Origin of the sequence: Furfurilactobacillus rossiae, assembly GCF_013394005.1 — a bacterium.
Taxonomy (GTDB): domain Bacteria; phylum Bacillota; class Bacilli; order Lactobacillales; family Lactobacillaceae; genus Furfurilactobacillus; species Furfurilactobacillus rossiae.
Map to the genome: position 1 here is coordinate 1,984,862 of NZ_CP040586.1, position 20,565 is coordinate 2,005,426.

Sequence of the window (20,565 nt, forward strand, 5' to 3'; positions counted from 1 at the left end):
AAAATCACTCAAACTTGAAAGGATTTCATTATGAAAATTACAAATTTTATCGACGACGTTCAACACGTGGGTATTCCAACGACAGATTTATCTAAATCCATTGCCTTTTGGGAATCACTCGGTTTTACCAAACGGGGCCAATTCAAGAATGGCGACGGTCAAGTTGCCTTCATGACACTTAACCACCTCACCATTGAAACCTGGACTGCTGATGAAACGCCAATGAAACCCGGTGCAATCAATCATATTTCCTTAAATACTAGCAATGCGGACGAAGCCTTCATTGCTGCTAAAGATGCTGGTTTCACAATGATTGACCACGAAGTTCAATCATTGCCCTTCTGGGACCACGGAATTAAATACTTTAATATCCAGGAACCTAATGGTGAGATTGTTGAATTTTGTCAAATCCTCACTGCATAAAAACAGCATCTCAAAAAGTTGAATATAAAAACACAAAAAAGTTTGCCAATTTAAAACGGCAAACTTTTTTTGTGGCCTACTGTGTTATCCCGACTTTTACCAAACGTTTACATAGTCAATATGAACCCGACATTAAGTCATTACATTGCTCCGTTATACTGTGGCTAAAAGTTGATTAGCATCATCCATTACCCACCAATCAACTAATTACAAAAAGCGGGGAAACAAACGTGTTAGATATCATCAAAGCAGCTCTTTTAGGCATTATTGAAGGCATTACCGAATTTTTGCCAGTCAGTTCAACCGGTCACCTTATCCTAGCCGACCAGTTTATTAAGTTACATCAGTCCACCGCATTTATTAATATGTTCAACGTCACCATTCAACTTGGCGCAATTCTTGCCGTTGTGATCATCTATTTCCATAAGTTGAACCCCTTTTCGCCTCGTAAAACATTGGCTGAACGACAAGCCACTTGGCAAATTTGGGGAAAAGTCATCTTTGCCGTTCTCCCATCCGTAGTCGTTGGCCTATTACTCAACGATTGGATGGACGCTCACTTAATGAACTGGGTTGTTGTCGCCATCACGCTAATTCTGTACGGCATTTTGTTTATCCTCGTGGAAAACCACAATGCCACACTGACGCCCACCATTTCAACAGTCCCGCAAATTTCCTATCGTATTGCCTTTCTAATTGGCTGTTTTCAACTCTTATCTCTTGTTCCCGGAACCTCACGTTCTGGCGCAACGATTCTTGGCGGTATTTTTCTCGGTGCCTCACGCTTGGCATCCACTGAGTTTTCCTTCTTTCTCGCCATTCCAACCATGTTTGGCGCCACACTGCTCAAACTGCTTAAATTTTTCATGCATGGTGGCACGCTCGCTGGCGAGGAAGGTCTAATTTTGTTAACTGGCGTTGTCGTATCCTTTGTCACCGCCTATATTGCGATCAAAGCGTTGCTCGATTATGTCAAAACAAACAGCTTCAAACCGTTTGGTTGGTACCGAATTATCTTAGGAATCGTCGTTATTCTTTATTTTCTAATCGCCTAATCTGCTGACTATTAATCATGAAATGGAGGATTATCATGTTGAAAACGATGGCTTTAAAACTTGTCTACCAAATTCCGTTTGGTGCCGGTGTCTTCTTCTTTTTGTGGGGCTTATTAGCTGGTCTTGATGCTTTACTTCTATCGCCCGTCCACATTCAATTTGCGATTCACCTTGGTACGATTGGTTGGTTGCTGATGGTGCTGGGATGGGCGCTACGTGCGATTCACCATTTGTGGCGTCATAGCTTGAACCAGCAGCATCAGCACCTCAGTGGTCAACTGTAATTAGTTAAGCAGAAAACAAGCCGACCAGAAAATGGCCGACTTTTTTTTAAAATTTAGCATTCAATAATATTACATCTAACAAGTAATCTAACAGCATCATTCAATATTGTCGTGCAGAACCAATGATGTAAGCTCAGTAACGTTGCCGAAAACTACCGTAACTTCTGGTAGTTGGTAAAAGCTACTCGTTTTGCAACATCTAAAATATCATGATTCGTTGCATAAATGAATATCTTTCTATTTGCAGCCAGCGCTAACCCAAGTTCCGTGTTCGAACTCTTCCCGGCTGGATAAATCATGATAAACACATCGCAGTTCATTACGGCCGCTTTCTCACGAATCGCAATTTTTTTCAAATCTTCAAGATCAGTTACTTTGCTAGTGGACCAATCATACATATTTTGATATCCAGATTGGTCCAAACGATTCGCAACTTCACGGACCGTTTGGATGTTAGCAAACGAGCTTGCAATGTAGTAATTGATAAAATCACCCGGTCATTTTTTAAGATTCGATGTGTCTCATGTCTGGCCGGACTTGATTGAAAATCATTAGTGACAATCCGAATACGCGACACATGTTAGTTGAAAACAAAAAGGAGTTCTAAACCTTCAACCGTGTGCACGAATTGTACACGGTCCTGAAAAGAAGGCTTAGAACTCCTTTGATACCGGCGTTCTTGTGAACGCAATAATTGGGTATACTGGATTCGAACCAGTACATTACGGATTCAGAGTCCGGTGCCTTACCAATTTGGCTAATACCCAATAATCCATTATTAAAGTCGTAAATCTGCCAAGCAAGCGCCCGGGTGACTTTAAATCACCCCACTGGGGATCGAACCCAGAACTCCGCCTTGAGAGGGCGACGTCTTAACCAATTTGACCATGGGGCAAATTTACTTAGTTAATTATACAGTACTGACAGGTGACGTCAACGTCTTAGCGCATAAAAATGACGACTTTTTTAAATTCTCATTTTTCATTGTCGTTTTCTAAGTCTCTAACTAAAAATAACGACCGTTGCAATAATGTAACAGCCGTTAAGCTACTGAAATAAAAAGCACCACCCTGCGGCGGCCATTATTAGTCTATCGAAATTTGTTTACGAACAATTTTAAACGGCTCCTCAAAGTCTCGATCGTAAATGTCACATAAGGCAACTATCAGCAAAAGTGGAATCGACTTAAGGCTAGTATCAGGATCTTCATAACGATAAAAAGCTGATTTACTAATTCGAAAGTTGTAACGCTCCTCCAGTTGTCGCAACACTTCCTTGCCAGTGAGACCCTTTTGCTTTCGCGAAAGGTGTAACCACGTTTGAATATCAGTTGGTTTTGTTTCCATGTTGCAAGTCAGCTCCTTTAGTGCTCATTTTATCAATTTATTGACGTGAATACGCAGTAAATAAGAAATTCGACTTGCGGGCATCGAGAATTAAGGTTAATATTCCCATATAAGGGAACGGTTTAAACATTTAATTATTAGGGGCGTGGTAACCATGGAAATTTTCCCAGTCTCGGGATGGCTGAAATCAAGGGGTATAACACAGCTTGAGGTCGCCGATCTATTGCAAATCAACAAAAGTACTGTAAGTCGCAAATTACACGGACATTCTCAATTTAACGTTCGTGAGATTTCTTTACTTAACCAGCATTTTGGCATTCCACTGGAAGTATTTATGCAAACGACACAAAGTGATGATCCTACTAAATTGTCTTAATAATTATCATAATTGTGGAGTAACAAATTAAGTTCAAACAAAAACGACGTCCTGAATATCAGGTACGTCGTTTTTGTTGTCAATTCTAAACCTATTCAGTTTCATCCTCTTTGACAACTAGCACATCTACGTCCGCATTGCGCACTACATACCCTGTTGTTGACCCAAGAATTGCTCGCTCAAATGCATTTGTTCCAGTAGCCCCGATAACAATTAAGTCGATGTCATGATGCTCTGGAAAAGTCTTGGCAATTGTTGGCTTTGGCGCGTCCTGCATTGCAAAGACCGAAATACGGTCAAAGCCAGTTTCTGCTTGCATCTTTTGCGCTAGTTCTCCAACATATTTTTTGGCCTGCGTCAGCATTCCTTCTGACATCCCCGCCATTGCGTATTCAGGAGCCGCATACAGCGGCGCAACAACCTGCAGCAATAGAATGTCTGCACCAGCTGCTTTAGCAATATCAACTGCCTTACGCAGGGCTAACTGTGCGTTTTCTGAGCCATCTGTCGGAACTAAAATGCGTTTTGGTTTAAATGTCATGTTATGCCTCCTATATTTCATTGCTTTAGCTTATTGTATTTATAACATAAAACTATTTTTACTGCATTTTTTACGCCTGTATTCCTGTTGTTGATCTTCAATCATTCTTGTCACAAATTTTGCTAGTAACTGTCGAGGATATTCAACAACACGCCAGGCCGTTTTGAAGACATTTTTGTTTGCGTCGATCATTAATTTCGTCCATGATTGTCGTATACAGAATTTAACGAAACGGAGCCTTGATATGGAGAATACATTCTTTCTTCTCATCATTTTAATTGCAGTCGTAGCCGCTGTGATCATGCACCATCATCTCAACCGCGTGCCGCTCCCCATCATCTTTATCGTGGTGGGAATTTTATTGGCACTGCTGCCGCTGTATCATCACTATATTTTTAATCCCAATTTATTTTTATTTTTCATCGTGGCTCCTTTGCTCTATAACGAAGCGCAATCGGCCTCTCGTTACTGGATTGGCCGCGGCGCCATCAACATTTTTTCGCTGTCCATCATGCTTGTCATTGCCACCGTGATTATCGTTGGTAGTGCACTCCACTTACTGTTTCCTTTTCTGCCACTAGCGTTAGCAATTGCGCTATGTGCGATTGTGACCCCAACCGACGCTTCGGCAGTCAGCGCATTTGCTCAGCCTAATCCAAACTTCCAAGTGCCCTTCACCATCATGCAAAACGAATCATTATTTAACGACGCATCCGGCTTTGTTGCGTTTGATCTGTCGCTGTTAGCTTTTACTACTGGTTCGTTTTCAGCTAATAGAGCCGTTGGGGTGTTTGCGTTAGAGTTTATCGGTGGATTGATCACCGGTGCAATTATTGGCGCACTCTTTCTAAGCATTCGCCGTGAACTTATTCAAGCTGGTGATGATACGCCATTCGTCATGATTACACTAGAGTTATTGGTGCCATTTCTAGCTTATTTCGTTGCCGAACGCTTAACGTTGTCCGGAATTTTGGCGGTCGTCGCTGCTGGCTTGTTTCAAGGAATGGAAAATGATAGTTTACAGCTTGTTTCAAGTCGGGTACAGCTCGTCCGGTCAAACATATGGGAAATTGTGCAGGAGGCGCTCACAGGGGTCGTTTTCGTCCTTCTAGGCGTATCCCTGCCGACAATCATGGAGCAAATCATTTCTAAGCATCCAGGTCTCCTTGGTCTACTAATTCTTATCGGGATCGTGCTATATGTTTTGAAATTTGTCATTCGCTTACTGTGGTCGCGTTTTTTAGTTTGGATGCACATTTCTAGCAACCATCGCTGGCAAGACGCTTGGCTAATGGCTGTCAGTGGCGCCAGTGGGACTATTTCACTGTCGTTAGCCTTCCTGTTGCCAACCATCAACGGTCGCGATTTAACTACTGATCGGAACGCACTGATCTTCGTCGTCACCGTGGTCATTTTAATCAGTCTGACGGTAGCTGCCATCGCTGTGCCAATCATCACAAAGATGCCCACCGGCACTCAGACAAAGCCGATGAGCCAGTGGACACGAGAAATGATTATGACCGCGATGAATAAGGTTCGTTCAAGCAAGGACGCTCAGGCAGAAACGCACATCGTGGTTGATGCATTGAGTCAGCAACTCCATCAAAACAATCGGCCGCACCGGCGTGAGCAACGGCGACTGTTTGAACTTACCGATGCTGCTGAACGCGAGGTCATCAACCGTAAACATGATCAGGGTGATTTTAGCGATGATGAAACGTATTATTATCTGCGTTTTTTAGACCTGACCAAGTTCACGTTCAATAATACTGTTTGGCAGAACCTGTGGCTCCGAGTGCGTTTTGGGGTCCACTCTAGTCGCCTGAGCCGTGACCTTAAGTTTGGCGAAGAAATGTTCTTTACTACTCCGCTAATCGCTGAACAATTCTATTGGCAACGTCAATTTCATGCACATGGCGAGGACATTCGCCCCTTAGAAGAAGTTGGCTATCAGGCAGTCATGCACGCTCTTAAACAAGAACGCCATCAACACGGCGAAGTTACGACCGTTGAGCTACATGATGTGCAGCGTTTTTATCGGGAACGCCATCGTCGGATGAACATGCCAGATCCCGTCCCTCAAGTTGTTTATCAACTCTTTTTGACCGCGTTTCATGCCGAATATGAATTTGTTCAAAACGCCCTCGATAAGGGCACCATTGATGTCGAAACCGCTGAATCACTTCAACAGCACATTATCTTTGATGAAATGGCTTATATTCAAAATAATGCCGCATTTATCAAACAATAAACGTAAATTGAGGTGCCGTCGACAACTTTTCAAAATGAACAATCCCAGCAATATCGTCGTTCATCGTTAGGGTACGCTCATGCAGTGCCTGTCCTTCAAAATTTCCTTCCATAATTTTGAAGGTCCCGGTAATATCGTTGACTTCCGTGACATAGGCAACGTGCATCGATTTAAACGACACGACAGAGCCTACCGCTGGCCGAAAATCTACCAATAGCCCTCGTTGTGTTGCCGATTCGGCCCATTGATCACCATTACCAAGATAACTGTAAGTATTAACCGGGATTTGTTGTTGGCGCAAAACGGCTGCAACAAATCCCGTACACTGTCCCACTGGATAGCCATCGATGCCGTCATAGAATCCTTGTTGTCCAGCTTGTTGGGCCTCCGTCAGTGCCTGACTAGATAACAAATGAGTCCCGCTTACGTTTCCTGTCATTGGTGAACTATTGTCTTGTTTCTGAACTGTCGTTGTATTCGGCCAAGAAACTTGATCAGCTGATACTTGAGTATTTGAAAGACCAACCGTAATACCGCAGGCACACCCTATTAACGTTAAACTAGTGCCAATTTGCTTGATTAATTTCATTTTGTCCCCTCCTACACTGTCCTTTTAATCCGCTTCATCCTGATAATGATTGTCTTAGCGACTATAAACGTACGTATAGGTGCCGTCATTATTTTTCTTAAACGTAAATTCATGCTGACGCGCATCCAAACAACGCCAACGTGAAAGTTCGTAATGAAGTGAACCACTTTGTTTTAATTTATAGCTGACGGTTTTAATGGTTTTAGTTATATCTTCGTCGGCACGTTTAGCAGCACCGCGTAAAACTTTGTGTAAATCGTGAATAAATTCCGTTGCGTTTGTAATCATAATAATGGCCTTCTTTCGATTAATTTTTGCGTAACCATAATTTATAATTAATCGTTATCATTATTCAAAACAAATGCTTGTGAATTCTAAAATCATTTCTTTGCCATGCAAGTTTATTCTCCTAAAACCCTTTTATTGGCGTACACTTAGGTCAATTTAACATTCAGGAGGATGTGCTCATGAAATTAACCTTATCTGAATTACAGCCAGCCGAAGTTGCCGACTTTTGGCAATTGGCTTTTAGTGACCCAAACGCTGAGTGGACAAAATGGAATGGCCCTTACTTTCAAGATGTTTTACCGACACGTGATGAATTTGTGAACGGTTCTGCAAAAGAACAGTATATTCACAATCCCTTTCGCCAGGTTATCAGAGTCGACGATAGGATGGTCGGTATGGTTTTTGCTTATTATGATGACGGTGACCTTAAACGGTGGCTTGATGTGGGTATTTCTATTTATGACCAAACAAATTGGCATCAAGGTCTTGGTCATCAAGCGCTGGCCAAATGGATCGATGCACTGTGGCAAATGGTCGACCTTCCTCACATTGGCCTCACAACCTGGTCCGGCAATGTTCGCATGATTGGTGTAGCTGAACATTTACATTTGAAGCGAGAAGCCACGGTCAGACAGGTTCGTTATTGGCAGGGTCAATACTGGGATTCTGTGAAATATGGCGTCTTGCGAGACGAATGGCAGTCTCCCAAAGATTAATACGTTGTAAAACAAAAACCGCACCTACTGAATTACTCAGCAGATGCGGTTTTACTCGCATAGTTGTAAAAATAATTGTTCAGCGTCGCTTATGAATAATTATTTTTGCACACGTTTTTGAATTTCGGCAGTTTCTTTTTCAAAGCCAGGTTTGCCTAAAAGAGCAAACATGTTAACTTTATAAGCTTCAACACCCGGTTGGTTGAATGGGTTAATCCCGTTCAAGTAGCCAGAAATGCCCACAGCAGCTTCGAAGAAGTAGATTAAATAGCCAAGTGAGTATTCCGTTTGATCAGGAATGTGAACGGCCATAACAGGAACATCGCCATCTGTGTGGGCTAATGTAACGGCACGGAATGCTTGCGTGTTCACATAATCCATCGTCTTGCCTTCAAGGTAGCCAATTTGGTCAAGGTCGCTGTCTTCCTTAGGAATATCAATGTCGTAATTTGGCTTGTCGACCTTAACGACGGTTTCCATTAAGTTACGACGGCCTTCTTGAATGTACTGGCCTAGTGAGTGCAGGTCAGTGGAGAAGTTAGCACTTGATGGGTAAATGCCCTTTTGGTCCTTCCCTTCTGATTCACCCATTAATTGCTTCCACCATTCAGCAAAGGAAGCCATGGTTGGTTCGTAGTTTTCCAACAATTCCGTTGTCTTGCCCTTGCGGTACAAAATGTTCCGCAAAGCAGCGTAACGGTAAGCATCGTTGTCTTCAATCTTGTCTGATGTGTAATCTTTAGAAGCATCTGCAGCACCTTGCATCAATTTATCAATGTCGGCACCAGAAGCAGCAATTGGTAACAAACCAACAGCACTCAATACAGAGAAACGACCACCAATACCATCAGGAACAACGAATTCTTCGTAACCCTCAGCATCAGATTCAGTCTTCAACGCGCCACGCGCACGGTCAGTTGTTGCATAGATACGCTTCTTAGCTTCGGCTTCACCGTACTTTTCAACCAACTTATCTTTGAAGATACGGAAGGCGATTGATGGTTCAGTCGTAGTCCCAGATTTCGAAATAACGTTAACAGAAAAGTCACGGTCACCAATAACATGAATCAAATCGTGAACATATGAAGATGAGATTGAGTTCCCAGCAAACAGAACCAAAGCGCCCTTACGTTCACTAGCAGGTAATGCGGTGTAAAAGGCTTCGTTTAAAAAGTCAATGGCAGCACGTGCACCAAGATATGAACCACCGATCCCAATGACAACTAATACTTCTGAATCACTTTGAATTTTCTTTGCAGCGGCCTTAATGCGGCTGAATTCGTCCTTATCGTAATTCGTTGGTAAATCGATCCAGTCACGGAAATCAGCACCCGCACCTGTACCATTACGTAATTCTGAGTCAGCTGCAGTGACCATTGCCTGCATTTCACCCAGTTCATTATCGTGAACAAACTTTGTCAGATTCGAGCTATCAAAGGAAATATATGCCATGCTTCTCCTACCTCTTTCTTATAATGATTACGGTTACAAGTATACACTAATACATTGGTCTGTGGGCAATGAAAGCCAATTCATAAAATTGGTATATACCAAAATCAATAATATTTTTGCTCGTCATCCCCATGCCATCAACACCTAGACCACTCAAATTTTTTTTGGTCTAATTTTTAATTTTCTTCTCAATTGAATGATATAGATCCCGTTCGTTTTTTTGTTTGCCAAACAAAAAACAGCAGACATCCATCGTCTGCTGTAACTTTTTAAATGCTATTACATTGTTCCAAGCATGATACCACCAACGATAATCAAGACAGACCCGATGATGATGTTGACCATTTCCCAATGTGTCTTGCGTTCGCCCAACAGCCAAATAGAACCAAAGGTAGAGATAATGATCCCCATTTGAGCCATTGAATAGGCAACTGCCAAACCAACTTTGATTGTGGCTAAGAACATGAACAGGTTACCAGTACCCCAGAATAACCCAGTAATGATGTTTTTCCAGGATGGTAATTGCCACATTTCCTTACGGGCACCAATCATGATAACAAACACGATGGCACCAAGGAACATTCCAATGGACTGTGGCAAAACAACGGCATGGGTAAAGTTAGTAACATCGCCAACATTACCCCACTTTTCAAAACTCTTGATTACGATCGTGTAAGCAACGTAACCAAGGGTTGAGTATGTCAAAGCACGTGCCCCGGCGCCAGTATTCTCATGACGATCCGTCTTCGTAGCATTGCGTTTGTCAACTCTTGACGTAAGCGCCGCTCCAATGATCAAGGCAATCACAGCAAGCGTACCCAAAGTGTACTGACGGCCCGTTGTCCATTCTCTGAACAACAGCACACCAGCTAGTGCATTACCCGCAAGCTGCATCCCAGTCGAAATCGGAATCGTCTTGGAAACACCCAGTGCCTTCATAGAGGTAAACTGGCCACCTTGGCCAACTACCCAGAACAACCCGGATAAGATTCCGGCAATCCAAACCTTGGCATCTAATGTTGGTCGATAAATAAACCAAGCAATGATCCCAAAAACAACAGCCCCCATTGTCATACCAAGCGTTTGCTGAGCGGCAGAACCACCCAAACGGCCTGAAACAAGACCGATACTCCCCCAGGCAATGACAGGGACTAAGGCAATAAGAATGTTTGTAACTCCCATGATTCAAAAATCTCCAATTCTCTAAATCTCTTCGTTGTCTAGTTTATTCAATTATTCAGCAACCGTTGCTGCAACGTTGGCCACTTTAGCAGCTTCACTTAAATCGGCATCATCGACAAAACGTAATGCCAGTGACGACGCACCAATAACACCGGCGTCGTTGCCTAATTTAGCCAATTTCAAAGTCGTTGAAGCACGGACGGTTGAGAAGGCTTCCTGCTGGAATGTCTTGTCAACAAGGTCAAGTAAGAACTGACCGGCTGCTGATACGCCACCACCAATAACGACATAACTTGGGTTCAACACGTTTGCCATATTAGCAACGGCTAAGCCAAGGTACTGGCCCACTTTGTTTGTTACTTCGTTAGCCAAGAAGTCACCTTGTTTAGCTAAATCAAAGACAATCTTGGACGTGATTTCATCGCCATTGTCGACCATTTTTTTAAGTTTGGAGTTGCCAGAATATTCTTCGGCAAAATCGTGTGCCAAGTGAACAACACCTGTTGCTGAAGCATAGGTTTCCAAGCAACCATGTTTGCCACAGGTACACAAGTAACCACCAGGTTGAACGGTCACGTGACCAACTTCACCACCAGCACCGTTAACGCCGTGTTGCAAACGACCGCTGGCAATGATACCACCACCAACACCGGTTCCTAAAGTAATGAAGTCAACGTCTGGTTCATTGTTACCGGCACCCTTCCAACGTTCACCCAAGGCTGCAACATTGGCATCGTTGTCTAATGCAAACTTCATGTGTGTACCGGCTTCGATCTGTTCCTTAGCCTTCTGGGTTGTCTTCCAGTTCAAGTTGTACGCCGCAGTGACTGTGCCATTTGCAAGATCAACTGTCCCTGGTGTCCCCATCCCAATCCCAGCGAAATCATTAGCGCTCATTTTGTACAAATCTAAGTGATGATTAATTGATTGCACGATATCAGGAATGATGTGTGAACCCTCATCAAGAATGTTGGTTGGCACGCTCCACTTTTGTTGAACGTCACCATCTAGGGTTAAAATCGCGAATTTAATTGTTGTCCCACCAAGGTCAACACCGATTAACTTTTTCTTCTTAGCCATAAAATTTTTCTCCTCAATTCTCTTCTTAACAAATAAACATGTAAAAGGTTTACGGTTTATTCTCTTACAATGAAAGCGTTTTTACAACCCCTTTTACATAACTTTTCTAATTTATTGATAACGTTTACAACTCACAAAGTCGTTAATCCGCGCGGCTTAGCGGATTGTGGACTAGTCCATTATAAATTAATTTTTGTACGAAAAAAGTTTTCATTAATTATTAACTAGGCTTACGGTTTTAAAGATTGCCTGTGCGAACGGTTTTGCATACGTAATTTTGCAAAAAAGGCATCATTCTGACGATTTGCCAGAATGACGCCTTCCTTACGAACTGAAAATGAGCATTAATCTCATTCAGTTCACTACCGGATATAGTTTTATGGAGGTGGCGGGGATCGAACCCGCGTCCAAGCATATCGCCACCCGAACCTCTACGCTCATAGTCAAACCATTTAAATTTCACTAACCAAAACGCCGTTTGACCAGGCAACCGTGATTAGCTAAGCCTGATTAATCTCTTCTGCTCACTTCAGGCGTGAGTTAACAGCGTAGCCCAAATTTTTGAGACCCGTAACCCGCCACCTGGGCCGTAACGGACGGATCTACGTCAAGCTACAATTAAGCAGCTAAAGCGTAAGAATTGTTATCTTTTGCAGATAAAAATTAGGTAGCGTTTTTACGTGGACGCAACCCACGAAGCGCAGTTCAAGCTCGACCTATACCTGTCGAATCCAGAACACCCCCAAAAGGTGCTCTATTATCATAACACGAGACCTTATAAACGTCTACGTATGAGGTTTGCCTCAAGGCTAACAAAAACGCCCACCAAATATTGGCAGACGTTTTATTCTTTTACAAAGTAAATTCACGCTTTAAACCCTGATCAGCCAGTGAAGACCCCAGCAATCAACCACAGGTTTAAAATAATCAATACGACAGTGACGAGCCATGCCGTCCACTTTACCCATGCTTTATTGCGGAAATCACCCATCAATTCTTTGTTACTGGTGAACAGAACCAGTGGCACCATGGCAAACGGTAACGCGACACTCAGGAAAACCTGCGATAACGTCAGCAAATTTTCAATCTTGGCCTCATTACCATGATAGATAAATGCGAAAATCAGCACTGGCGTAATGGACATCAACCGTGTTAACAGCCGCTGAGCCCACAGCGGAATGCGAAGATGAATGAACCCTTCCATAATAATTTGCCCAGCCAGCGTACCGGTAATGGTCGAACTTTGACCAGAAGCAAGCAACGCGATGGCAAACAGCATGCTGAGCAATGGGCTGGCAATGGCGCCCACAATCTTTGAGTTGCTTAACGCATTGAATAAATCAACAAATCGACCGAGTTCACTGTTAGTGCCGTAGAACAGCGCCGCACCAAGAATCAATAACAGACAGTTGACCACAAACGCAATCGTTAATTGAATGTTTGAGTCAGCAACTGTAAAACGAATGGCCTTTTTAACGCTGTCGTGATCGTCACGATCCAATGCCCGCGTTTGAGAGATAGATGATCCCAAGTACAAGTCATGTGGCATAACCGTGGCCCCCACAATCCCTAATGCCAGATAAAGCATTGGTTTGTGCGTTAGCAATTGTCCCGGATGTGGCACGAAGCCAGCGAAGATCTGCGGGACGTTTGGCTGGGCCAGAATGACTTCATACAAGAAGACGAACAGGATAACAGCCACTAGTGTGGCCACAATGGCTTCAATTTTACGGAAGCCCATTTTCATCAACACTAGCAACAGCAAGACGTCAAACGCCGTGATAATCAAGCCAACAATCAACGGGAAACCGAACAGCAACTCTAGCGCAATCCCTGAACCAATAATTTCTGCGACATCCGTCGCCATAATTGCAAGTTCTGTAATGATCCATAAAAAGATTCCCATACCACGGGACGTTCGTTCACGGGTCATCTGCGCCAAATCTTTACCAGTTACGATTCCTAACCGAGCTGACATTGCTTGCAACAGCATCGCAATTAAGCTCGACAGCAGAATGACACTGATTAATGCGTATTTGTACTGAGCACCCCCAGCAATTGACGTGATCCAGTTACCAGGATCCATGTACCCAACAGCAATCAATGCTCCCGGTCCAGTATAGGCTAGTAACGTTCTGAAATAGCCTGCGTGCTGCGGCACCAGAATGGAGCCGTTCACTTCATCCAAGCTCTTGGCATGATTGCCAGTTGTATCAACAAAGTGTTTTTTCTTAGAAGTCTTCTTCTCGGCCACCAACGTGTCGTCCATGACTTCTTTTTTTTCGTGCTTTTTGCTCATTTTCGTGCCCTCTTTTCCGTTTTGATTCCTGAATAATCAGGTCTAATCCTTCAAAGATGGTCGCTAGCGTCGCATCATCAAAAAACACATCAGTGATACTGATTGGCTTTTTGCTAAGTCGACGTAACATCGGACTGTTACGCATTTAATTTTTGAATTTTAAAACCGTCACAATCACTCCGTCTTTGCGAAATTGATAGTCCTTTTTGAACCACGTATACTATGTGCCGAAATTGCCCAAATTACAAGCCATAAAGGTCGTTTGAAAATGGTTACATTGAAGTTTTTTTGTTATTTTTATAAAATCCACAAAAAAGGAGAGAATGTGACATAAGTTTATCTGGGATGAATACTGTGAGTAATATCACGCTCCAAAGTTCTGAGAATTCCGCCTAACCCAAAACTGACCCATTCCCCAAATTCGGGAATAGGTCAGTTTTACTTTAATGCTCGTTCTCAAATCGAACTTGTGTCACAGATCCAATAAATTTATTAAAATCACGATTTTTTAACAGCTGTCTAAATTAGAATGAGTGTCAGTTTACTACAACTGATGCGTCTGTCCTGCCGCGTCACGCCAAGAGACCACATTAACATCCTGATTGGTCGCGTCAGCTAGCGCATCACCAATTGAATCTTCTTTTTCACTCATTAGCGACGCAAGTTGATCTGCACTCACATTGCTATTAGTTAGAACCAATAACACACCCTGTTCAACATCATGAATCTCAAAATGAGCCTGGATGCTCGCGCCATTTACTAAATCAACACTGCCTTCATTCACAACAACTGTTGTCATTCATCGACTACCCCGTTTTCATTAAAATTTACACGTTTCATTTTGGTTTGCGCGAATCGTGTGTGCCATTCGGATCGGCAAACTTAGTCCCAAACTCACGAATAAAGGCTAACACTTGTTTAGCCTGATCCTCCCCGAATTCATTAATCCAAACGCTGAAGCGATGAGTCACCCGTTCACTGATTTGCGATTCTGCTTTGCTACCTTTAGCAGTTAAACTAAGATTCATTCGACGACGATCATGAGTATCCGCAACTTGCTTAATCAAATCCTTAGTTAATAAAACACGAATCTGACGAGAAACTGCACTCCGTGTGACATTCCGACGTGCAGCAATCTCCATCAACGTCAAGTTTTTTTCCCGCGAGACATCGTGCAAAATCAAATACTGTTCAAACGAAATTTGATACTCCGCCGCTGGTCGTGATACAAATTCATCTAAGTATTTTAAAAAGTGGATATAAACATCAATTGATTCATTCAATAATTCTTCGTTGGCCATTTGCTTCTTCCTCCATTTACAAACGAGGCACCACCAAAAAACGACTACCGTGGCCTACATACTCATCTACTATTATATACATAAACGGTGTGGCTTCTAGGAAAAAGGCCTACACCTTTGTGCAACCGTTTTTAACCACATTAATTGCGTTAATAAATAAAATAGTGCACGATGAAATAAACGTCAAACACGAAAAGATAAATACACTTTTTTAGGAGAATCTCATGAATAAAATCGTCTCTTCTTTATTAGCCGCGGCCATTTCAGCCACTGTGTTGGCTGGTTGCACACCATCGGCAAAGAACTCGGCATCATCACAACGCCAAACATCGAGTAAAAAGGTTGCTAGTGAATCAACACAATCAACACAGGCACATAAAAAAGCACCGGTAGCGACGTTTGCAAACAATACGCTTACGGCCAGCACCGGTACTATTAAAATTACAGGCCAACGTCAAGTTGCATCGGCATTTCCAAACCATCAGCAATTGCTCATCACTTACGATTACTCAAATCAATCGACGAAGCAACAAGTACCATCAGATTTATGGTCGAAACATTTCAAGGCCACCCAAGATGGCAAAAACTTAGTTAGTGGTTCATTATCACTGTCAGGTCAAAACAGTGACAGCGACAATGATGACATCAACAATTCTGTGACGCCAGTTGATGCTGGCCAACACGTCACAGTGGCGGCCATGTATAAAATTTCGCCGTCAGCTGGCCCGGTCACATTGACCGTGCATGATGGTCAGAAAAACATCGGCACCACGACTTTGACAATCAATGCAAACGAATCAAACTAGATTAACTGGAGATTCATTCACTGGCGCCACTGTTTAGGGCTCCACAGTTGCCCTTCCATCGACCCATGCAAGCTGTCAATTTCATCCTGTTGTTCCTTGATTAAATCAATCGCTGCATCAATAGTCACCCGATTATCGTCCGTTCGCAATTTTGCTAGTTCATCTAATACCCATTTTGCATCATGATCATTCATAAAGGGTCTTCCTCCTTAGGCGTGTTACGGGTAGTGTAGCATGTCATCCGGTGGAAGACCCTTTATTTTGCTTGCCACTTTATGAGCATCTGGTTCGAGTCGGTTCAAATCATCCCTTCAAGAAATTTTCATCCTCAAAGGCTGGGTTAGGATAGTGGTAAAATCCTTCTCCGCTTGAGACACCAAGTTTTCCTTTATCAAGATACTCCGTTTTCATCATTGTCGCCAACTGTTTGAAGTCTGGATCTCCAGTTGTTGCGACATAGTTCTGGATAATATTGTAAACCGTCTGAATACCGACCATATCTAGGATTGCAAACGGACCCATTGGTGAACCTGTGGCAATCATCCAAGTTCGATCAATTGTTTGTGGATCACCGACACCCTTCAAATACAAAAGTTGTGCTGCATGTAAAAACGGGACCAAAATAGAATTCAAGATGTAACCGGGCTGTTCTTTTTTAACTTCAATTGCAATCATGCCAATATCTTTTGCAAACTGAACGATCGTCTGATAAATATTTGCGTCAGTCCCCGCGTGCCCCATGATCTCGGCAGTATTGTTCTTCCAGATTTCATTAGCAAAGTGTAACGCAAGAAACTGTTTAGGACGCCCTGTTGCTTCTGCAAATTGACTTGGAATTAGCGTCGATGAATTAGTGGCAAAAATCGTTTTGCTGGGCGCTACTTGACTTAACTGTTGATAAAATTTTGTTTTTAAATCCAACACTTCAGGAATGGCTTCAATCACCAGGTCACTGTCCTGAACGGCGGTTTTCAGATCCATCGCATAACTTATTCGAGCCGGGGTTTCCCGTGCAACTTTTTCCGCATCCTGAATTCTGCCAATAATGGCATCTGGTAATCCGGGCAACAAGTTAGCGTTGTAGTTTGTCCCCTTTACAAGGTTACTAAACTGACTTTGTGAGCTTGCAATTTGGCTAGCATAAATTTCGGTCAGTCCACCAATACGCGTTTTGGCCTTGTCAATCACGTCACCGTTGATATCATAAATGGTAACATCAAACCCCTTAAAGGCGACCTGAAATGCAATTTGACTTCCTAAAACACCGCTCCCTGCAACAGTTACATGTTTAATTGCCATGATTATCTCCCTTTCCAAATCTTTGTTCAGCTTTAAAGTCAGCTATTAAAAAATTTCCACCTTCACTATATGATTTCATTAACGTGGGAGATATTATTCATCCTTAAGAAATGAACCAATGCCACTGTTTTGCTTACGATGAAAGAACGGTAACTTTTCCAACAAAAAAGGCAACTGCCACTTGTCTTTCAACCTAGCAGTTGCCTTGATATTTTATTATTTTCCAAGTCTTACACCAATGTTTGCAATTATTCTCATCAGAAGTGGTGTGTCAGTTTTTGCCAATTTGTTTAAAACATCGGGTGTCCATTTGCACTATGGTTCGGGAATGGTTGTTTCACAGCCCAGTGTTCAACTAATTGACCATCGCGAACACGGAAGATATCAACTTCTGCCATTTCGGTAGCTGTCGGAGAATCCTGCCTAATAACATGCAAATACACAAGATCATCCCGGTCGGCTACACTGACAACCGTCCGTTTCGACTCGTGCAAACTGCCTTGAGGACCAAACAAAACTCGATAATAATGCGTAAATGCTTCTGCGCCATCGGCAATGCTTGGATTGTGTTGAATGAACTCTGGCGCCACATATTGCGTCACTGCAGAGACATCGTGACGATTAAAGAAGGCATTCCAAAAAGCCAATACGACTTGGCAATTCGTAAACGGACTCAAATCAGGCGTTCCATCGTCGTTTAACAGTTGAACACTACCTGTAAACCGTTGGGGGCCCTTTTCCGAATCAAATCGAACGCCGACTAACGTATGACGGTTAAAATCCATCGTTTCGGACATTGCACCGCGTAATCCCAACCAATTTAAATTGAATACGCCATCGGCGAGCCGCGTGATCACTGCATCTACATTACGCTGTTGCAGCGTTTCATCAACTGTCGACGTCCAGGACAAATGTGTTTCATTTTCGACAACGTCGATAAATTGACGTCCATCATCCTGTTTTACCAAAATCTTGCGATTAAAAAGTTGCTTAGTCATCTAACCCCACCTCCGTTTTATTAATCTTACGGATATTAAGTGTGTAGGTGACGCCCGTCATGCAGTCCCAAAATGCCCAACAACACCATAATCAAAATTGCGGTAATGTCAATGATTGCTAGTTCAACCTGAAACCCCATAAGCTCATCTCCTTAATTAATAACTTCTTTCCATACATCTATTTTAACCGATTCTGTTCGTTTTGTAACCGCTTACAACTCGAATTATTTTAAATCCCGCCTTTTAGTAAAGACCGGACTAGTGTCTAACAGACAGTCAGACTAATATAGAAACTTGAGGTTCTCACAAGGACTTGAAAAAATCCGGAAGTCTTTGACTCACATGATGCTTGAACTGACCAAATAGTCCCTAGTCATCATTTTCGATAACGGATCTCCGTGTACAAGAAATCCGTAGCTCACGCCATAAAAGTATTTTTAAAATAGTCATTGACAGCGCTTTCATTATTAGGTATATTGTTCTCGTAAGGTATTTAGTAATTACCTTCTAATCAATTCTCTTTCTCTCTTATGCCGGCCACCGTCGCAAGATGGTGGTTTTTTTTGCTCTTTTTTCGTCAGCAAATAAGTTTCATGCGATAATAGACTAGCGTTGTTTTAACAGAAAGGAGTTATATACGATGGCAGAAGAACCAGCACCGTTAAAAGAACCAGGCCATGAGTCGTTGGACATGATTGAAGAAATCACCCGAAAAGACGGCTCAAAGTACATGGAAATTGGCAATATGGTCCACAATGGGCGTGCAGAATTTGCAGCCGAGAAAAAGTTCATTAAAGAGGTCCGCATTCTAAAACTCAATATTCCTGAATCAGCAAACGTGATTAAATATGAAGATTACATTAATCATCATTTTCTCATGCAAGGTTGGGATATGGATCACTGGGAAGAATGGATTAAGACACCAGAAATACAGGCTGTGGTTGATTCTATTCTCAGAGAAAACCAAGTCGGTTAACCAAAAAAAGAGGCCAAAAAAGGAACCGACGGGCATCGGTTCCTTTCAAGGGCCATTTAGGTTAGGAACACCAAATCAACGATGTACCGTTCCAAGGCGTCATTGGGGTGAACGTCCTTGGAAGAGGAAGTAAATAAATGGTAATTTAAAGTTATCACGTATTTTAAATTATGTCTATCCATATTTTAATGTTTTTATTAGAAAAATAACCAAATTGCCATTTATCGGTGATAATTTGGTTATTTCTTTTATAGACACCTAGGTATTGGGACATAACGCTTCGGCTTGAACCTTAGTGAAATGAAGGCAAATATTTTTCCTTCAATCGCAAGGTTTTATACAGATTAGCAATTGTCACAAACGCGAGTCTAACCCTGCCTTTTACTCATCTAATACAAATAAACGTTCATGGGCATGTCCACCCATGAACGTTTATTTGTGTGACCTGAGAAAGCTAAAACATGTTATATCTGATTTCTTTTTATTTCTAGTATTTTTTGCTGAGCTTTGAAGCAGCTGCTTCGTCAATCACAACGATAACATTGTCATGGTTCTGCAATGAGCTAGCAGGTAAATCTGGGGTAACAGGTCCCTCAATCATACCCTTCACTGCATCAGCTTTTTCTTCACCATAGGCTTCCAGCAAAATTTGTTTATCCTTCAAGATTGAACCGATTCCCATAGAGTAAGCATACTTAGGAACCTCTTCTTCGTTATCGAAGAAACGTGCATTGGCAGCAATAGTAGATTCTGTTAATTTAACCTGATGCGTAGTGGAATCAAATGGCGTACCTGGTTCGTTAAACCCAATGTGGCCATTACGACCCAATCCCAGAATACCTAAATCGATTGGATTGTCAGCGATTACCTTGTCGTAACGCTTCGTTTCGGCTTCAGCATCTTTGTTTAACCCATCTGGCAAATATGAGTTTTCAAATGGCTTCTTGTTAAAGAAATGCTCGTGCATGAAGTAGTTGTAGCTTTGTGGATGATCAGGTCCAAGACCAACATATTCATCCAAGTTTACAGAAGTCACGTGACTAAAGTCTAAGTCTGAACTCGTAATTTCATCATATGTTGAAATTGGCGTACTACCAGTTGCCAACCCAAATACCTTAGCACCATTAGCTAATGCGTCCTTAAACACTTGAAAACCTTGCTTACCGCCTTCAGCGGCGTTCTTTACAACAATAACCTTCATGTCGAGTCTCCCTTTTTCTTATTGGTATAGTCCAATTATAACAGGTCTAGACAATTTTACAAGTCACCTCAGCTGTAAATCTGATTTTTGTTTGTCAGAGCC

At 42.4% G+C, this 20,565-nt stretch carries 23 protein-coding genes, 2 tRNA genes and 1 other RNA gene; 8 read left to right on the plus strand and 18 right to left on the minus strand.

The annotated features are described in order from the left end of the window. Positions 1–30 precede the first annotated feature (30 nt). The 3 genes from LROSL1_RS09640 to LROSL1_RS09650 all read left to right on the plus strand — a co-directional run bounded on the left by LROSL1_RS09640 (position 31) and on the right by LROSL1_RS09650 (position 1,762). Positions 31–423 carry a VOC family protein gene (locus LROSL1_RS09640; RefSeq protein ID WP_178914441.1) on the plus strand — a complete coding sequence of 131 codons (393 nt, stop codon included), beginning with the start codon at positions 31–33 and terminating at the stop codon, positions 421–423. Between the two features lie 230 nt (positions 424–653). Beyond that, a complete protein-coding gene (locus LROSL1_RS09645) occupies positions 654–1,478 on the plus strand; it encodes an undecaprenyl-diphosphate phosphatase (protein ID WP_178914442.1) in 825 nt (274 codons plus the stop codon). A gap of 35 nt (positions 1,479–1,513) precedes the next feature. Next, complete coding sequence (locus LROSL1_RS09650) at positions 1,514–1,762, plus strand: hypothetical protein (RefSeq protein WP_017261004.1); 249 nt, start codon at positions 1,514–1,516, stop codon at positions 1,760–1,762. 152 nt (positions 1,763–1,914) lie between these two features. On the opposite strand, the gene LROSL1_RS09655 is transcribed toward LROSL1_RS09650, so the two are convergent. From LROSL1_RS09655 to LROSL1_RS09670, 4 genes are all read right to left on the minus strand, one after another. Continuing rightward, positions 1,915–2,160 carry a hypothetical protein gene (locus LROSL1_RS09655; RefSeq protein WP_178914443.1) on the minus strand — a complete coding sequence of 82 codons (246 nt, stop codon included), beginning with the start codon at positions 2,158–2,160 and terminating at the stop codon, positions 1,915–1,917. A 296-nt stretch (positions 2,161–2,456) separates the two neighbouring features. Then, positions 2,457–2,529: transfer RNA gene (locus LROSL1_RS09660), tRNA-Gln, on the minus strand. 55 nt (positions 2,530–2,584) lie between these two features. Further along, a tRNA-Glu gene (locus LROSL1_RS09665) sits at positions 2,585–2,657 on the minus strand. 190 nt (positions 2,658–2,847) lie between these two features. Then, positions 2,848–3,108 carry a hypothetical protein gene (locus LROSL1_RS09670; protein WP_161001683.1) on the minus strand — a complete coding sequence of 87 codons (261 nt, stop codon included), beginning with the start codon at positions 3,106–3,108 and terminating at the stop codon, positions 2,848–2,850. Between the two features lie 154 nt (positions 3,109–3,262). Here LROSL1_RS09670 and LROSL1_RS09675 point away from each other — a divergent pair, with 154 nt between their 5' ends. After that, positions 3,263–3,484 (plus strand): helix-turn-helix domain-containing protein, encoded by a 222-nt coding sequence (locus LROSL1_RS09675; protein ID WP_017262261.1) that lies wholly within the window; start codon positions 3,263–3,265, stop codon positions 3,482–3,484. A 91-nt stretch (positions 3,485–3,575) separates the two neighbouring features. On the opposite strand, the gene LROSL1_RS09680 is transcribed toward LROSL1_RS09675, so the two are convergent. After that, entirely contained in the window at positions 3,576–4,025 is a 450-nt protein-coding gene (locus LROSL1_RS09680) for a universal stress protein (protein WP_178914444.1), read from the minus strand. 244 nt (positions 4,026–4,269) lie between these two features. On the opposite strand from LROSL1_RS09680, the gene LROSL1_RS09685 reads away from it, so the two are divergent. Continuing rightward, a complete protein-coding gene (locus LROSL1_RS09685) occupies positions 4,270–6,276 on the plus strand; it encodes a cation:proton antiporter (protein WP_178914445.1) in 2,007 nt (668 codons plus the stop codon). Here the strand turns inward: LROSL1_RS09685 and LROSL1_RS09690 are convergent. Further along, entirely contained in the window at positions 6,266–6,865 is a 600-nt protein-coding gene (locus tag LROSL1_RS09690; RefSeq protein ID WP_178914446.1) for a CHAP domain-containing protein, read from the minus strand. The genes LROSL1_RS09685 and LROSL1_RS09690 overlap by 11 nt on opposite strands. A 54-nt stretch (positions 6,866–6,919) precedes the next feature. Beyond that, positions 6,920–7,153 carry a hypothetical protein gene (locus LROSL1_RS09695; protein ID WP_017262256.1) on the minus strand — a complete coding sequence of 78 codons (234 nt, stop codon included), beginning with the start codon at positions 7,151–7,153 and terminating at the stop codon, positions 6,920–6,922. 179 nt (positions 7,154–7,332) lie between these two features. Here LROSL1_RS09695 and LROSL1_RS09700 point away from each other — a divergent pair, with 179 nt between their 5' ends. Continuing rightward, positions 7,333–7,869, plus strand: coding sequence for a GNAT family N-acetyltransferase (locus LROSL1_RS09700; RefSeq protein WP_178914447.1), 537 nt, complete (start codon positions 7,333–7,335; stop codon positions 7,867–7,869). A 99-nt stretch (positions 7,870–7,968) separates the two neighbouring features. Here LROSL1_RS09700 and LROSL1_RS09705 read toward each other — a convergent pair whose 3' ends face one another. From LROSL1_RS09705 to LROSL1_RS09735, 7 genes are all read right to left on the minus strand, one after another. Then, positions 7,969–9,321 carry a glucose-6-phosphate isomerase gene (locus LROSL1_RS09705; protein ID WP_017262254.1) on the minus strand — a complete coding sequence of 451 codons (1,353 nt, stop codon included), beginning with the start codon at positions 9,319–9,321 and terminating at the stop codon, positions 7,969–7,971. Between the two features lie 279 nt (positions 9,322–9,600). Beyond that, complete coding sequence (locus LROSL1_RS09710; protein ID WP_161001676.1) at positions 9,601–10,503, minus strand: GRP family sugar transporter; 903 nt, start codon at positions 10,501–10,503, stop codon at positions 9,601–9,603. A gap of 51 nt (positions 10,504–10,554) precedes the next feature. After that, positions 10,555–11,583: an ROK family glucokinase gene (locus LROSL1_RS09715; protein WP_017262251.1), complete on the minus strand. Its 1,029-nt coding sequence runs from the start codon at positions 11,581–11,583 to the stop codon at positions 10,555–10,557. A 377-nt stretch (positions 11,584–11,960) separates the two neighbouring features. Beyond that, positions 11,961–12,327, minus strand: a transfer-messenger RNA (tmRNA) gene (gene ssrA / locus LROSL1_RS09720). Between the two features lie 139 nt (positions 12,328–12,466). Further along, positions 12,467–13,852, minus strand: a complete 1,386-nt coding sequence (locus tag LROSL1_RS09725; protein WP_152323516.1) for an Nramp family divalent metal transporter — start codon at positions 13,850–13,852, stop codon at positions 12,467–12,469. 574 nt (positions 13,853–14,426) lie between these two features. Then, positions 14,427–14,681 carry a hypothetical protein gene (locus tag LROSL1_RS09730; RefSeq protein WP_017262249.1) on the minus strand — a complete coding sequence of 85 codons (255 nt, stop codon included), beginning with the start codon at positions 14,679–14,681 and terminating at the stop codon, positions 14,427–14,429. A 37-nt stretch (positions 14,682–14,718) separates the two neighbouring features. After that, on the minus strand, positions 14,719–15,183 hold the full coding sequence (locus LROSL1_RS09735) for a MarR family winged helix-turn-helix transcriptional regulator (protein WP_178914448.1): 465 nt from the start codon (positions 15,181–15,183) through the stop codon (positions 14,719–14,721). A gap of 224 nt (positions 15,184–15,407) precedes the next feature. Between LROSL1_RS09735 and LROSL1_RS09740 the strand changes: the two genes are divergently transcribed. Next, positions 15,408–15,989 (plus strand): DUF5067 domain-containing protein, encoded by a 582-nt coding sequence (locus LROSL1_RS09740; RefSeq protein WP_017262247.1) that lies wholly within the window; start codon positions 15,408–15,410, stop codon positions 15,987–15,989. Positions 15,990–16,006: 17 nt separating this feature from the next. Here LROSL1_RS09740 and LROSL1_RS09745 read toward each other — a convergent pair whose 3' ends face one another. The 3 genes from LROSL1_RS09745 to LROSL1_RS09755 form a co-directional block, all read right to left on the minus strand. Further along, the gene (locus LROSL1_RS09745; protein ID WP_178914449.1) at positions 16,007–16,183 is read right to left on the minus strand and encodes a hypothetical protein; all 177 of its coding nucleotides are present in this window, start codon (positions 16,181–16,183) and stop codon (positions 16,007–16,009) included. Between the two features lie 109 nt (positions 16,184–16,292). After that, entirely contained in the window at positions 16,293–17,288 is a 996-nt protein-coding gene (locus LROSL1_RS09750) for a 3-hydroxyacyl-CoA dehydrogenase (protein WP_178914450.1), read from the minus strand. A 290-nt stretch (positions 17,289–17,578) separates the two neighbouring features. After that, entirely contained in the window at positions 17,579–18,286 is a 708-nt protein-coding gene (locus tag LROSL1_RS09755) for a nuclear transport factor 2 family protein (RefSeq protein WP_178914451.1), read from the minus strand. A gap of 640 nt (positions 18,287–18,926) precedes the next feature. Between LROSL1_RS09755 and LROSL1_RS09760 the strand changes: the two genes are divergently transcribed. Beyond that, the gene (locus tag LROSL1_RS09760; protein ID WP_017262242.1) at positions 18,927–19,262 is read left to right on the plus strand and encodes a hypothetical protein; all 336 of its coding nucleotides are present in this window, start codon (positions 18,927–18,929) and stop codon (positions 19,260–19,262) included. Positions 19,263–19,749: 487 nt separating this feature from the next. On the opposite strand, the gene nagB is transcribed toward LROSL1_RS09760, so the two are convergent. Further along, a complete protein-coding gene (gene nagB, locus LROSL1_RS09765) occupies positions 19,750–20,463 on the minus strand; it encodes a glucosamine-6-phosphate deaminase (RefSeq protein WP_178914452.1) in 714 nt (237 codons plus the stop codon). Between the last annotated feature and the right edge of the window lie 102 nt (positions 20,464–20,565).

Coding starts and splice junctions, on each gene's coding strand:
- LROSL1_RS09725 (WP_152323516.1), bottom strand. CDS start 13,852: ATGGACGACACGTTGGTGGCCGAGAAGAAGACTTCTAAGAAAAAACAC.
- LROSL1_RS09705 (WP_017262254.1), bottom strand. CDS start 9,321: ATGGCATATATTTCCTTTGATAGCTCGAATCTGACAAAGTTTGTTCAC.
- LROSL1_RS09760 (WP_017262242.1), top strand. CDS start 18,927: ATGGCAGAAGAACCAGCACCGTTAAAAGAACCAGGCCATGAGTCGTTG.
- LROSL1_RS09675 (WP_017262261.1), top strand. CDS start 3,263: ATGGAAATTTTCCCAGTCTCGGGATGGCTGAAATCAAGGGGTATAACA.
- LROSL1_RS09640 (WP_178914441.1), top strand. CDS start 31: ATGAAAATTACAAATTTTATCGACGACGTTCAACACGTGGGTATTCCA.
- LROSL1_RS09735 (WP_178914448.1), bottom strand. CDS start 15,183: ATGGCCAACGAAGAATTATTGAATGAATCAATTGATGTTTATATCCAC.
- LROSL1_RS09755 (WP_178914451.1), bottom strand. CDS start 18,286: ATGACTAAGCAACTTTTTAATCGCAAGATTTTGGTAAAACAGGATGAT.
- LROSL1_RS09695 (WP_017262256.1), bottom strand. CDS start 7,153: ATGATTACAAACGCAACGGAATTTATTCACGATTTACACAAAGTTTTA.
- LROSL1_RS09680 (WP_178914444.1), bottom strand. CDS start 4,025: ATGACATTTAAACCAAAACGCATTTTAGTTCCGACAGATGGCTCAGAA.
- LROSL1_RS09740 (WP_017262247.1), top strand. CDS start 15,408: ATGAATAAAATCGTCTCTTCTTTATTAGCCGCGGCCATTTCAGCCACT.
- LROSL1_RS09690 (WP_178914446.1), bottom strand. CDS start 6,865: ATGAAATTAATCAAGCAAATTGGCACTAGTTTAACGTTAATAGGGTGT.
- LROSL1_RS09655 (WP_178914443.1), bottom strand. CDS start 2,160: ATGTATGATTGGTCCACTAGCAAAGTAACTGATCTTGAAGATTTGAAA.
- LROSL1_RS09650 (WP_017261004.1), top strand. CDS start 1,514: ATGTTGAAAACGATGGCTTTAAAACTTGTCTACCAAATTCCGTTTGGT.
- LROSL1_RS09685 (WP_178914445.1), top strand. CDS start 4,270: ATGGAGAATACATTCTTTCTTCTCATCATTTTAATTGCAGTCGTAGCC.
- LROSL1_RS09730 (WP_017262249.1), bottom strand. CDS start 14,681: ATGACAACAGTTGTTGTGAATGAAGGCAGTGTTGATTTAGTAAATGGC.
- LROSL1_RS09745 (WP_178914449.1), bottom strand. CDS start 16,183: ATGAATGATCATGATGCAAAATGGGTATTAGATGAACTAGCAAAATTG.
- nagB (WP_178914452.1), bottom strand. CDS start 20,463: ATGAAGGTTATTGTTGTAAAGAACGCCGCTGAAGGCGGTAAGCAAGGT.
- LROSL1_RS09670 (WP_161001683.1), bottom strand. CDS start 3,108: ATGGAAACAAAACCAACTGATATTCAAACGTGGTTACACCTTTCGCGA.
- LROSL1_RS09750 (WP_178914450.1), bottom strand. CDS start 17,288: ATGGCAATTAAACATGTAACTGTTGCAGGGAGCGGTGTTTTAGGAAGT.
- LROSL1_RS09715 (WP_017262251.1), bottom strand. CDS start 11,583: ATGGCTAAGAAGAAAAAGTTAATCGGTGTTGACCTTGGTGGGACAACA.
- LROSL1_RS09700 (WP_178914447.1), top strand. CDS start 7,333: ATGAAATTAACCTTATCTGAATTACAGCCAGCCGAAGTTGCCGACTTT.
- LROSL1_RS09710 (WP_161001676.1), bottom strand. CDS start 10,503: ATGGGAGTTACAAACATTCTTATTGCCTTAGTCCCTGTCATTGCCTGG.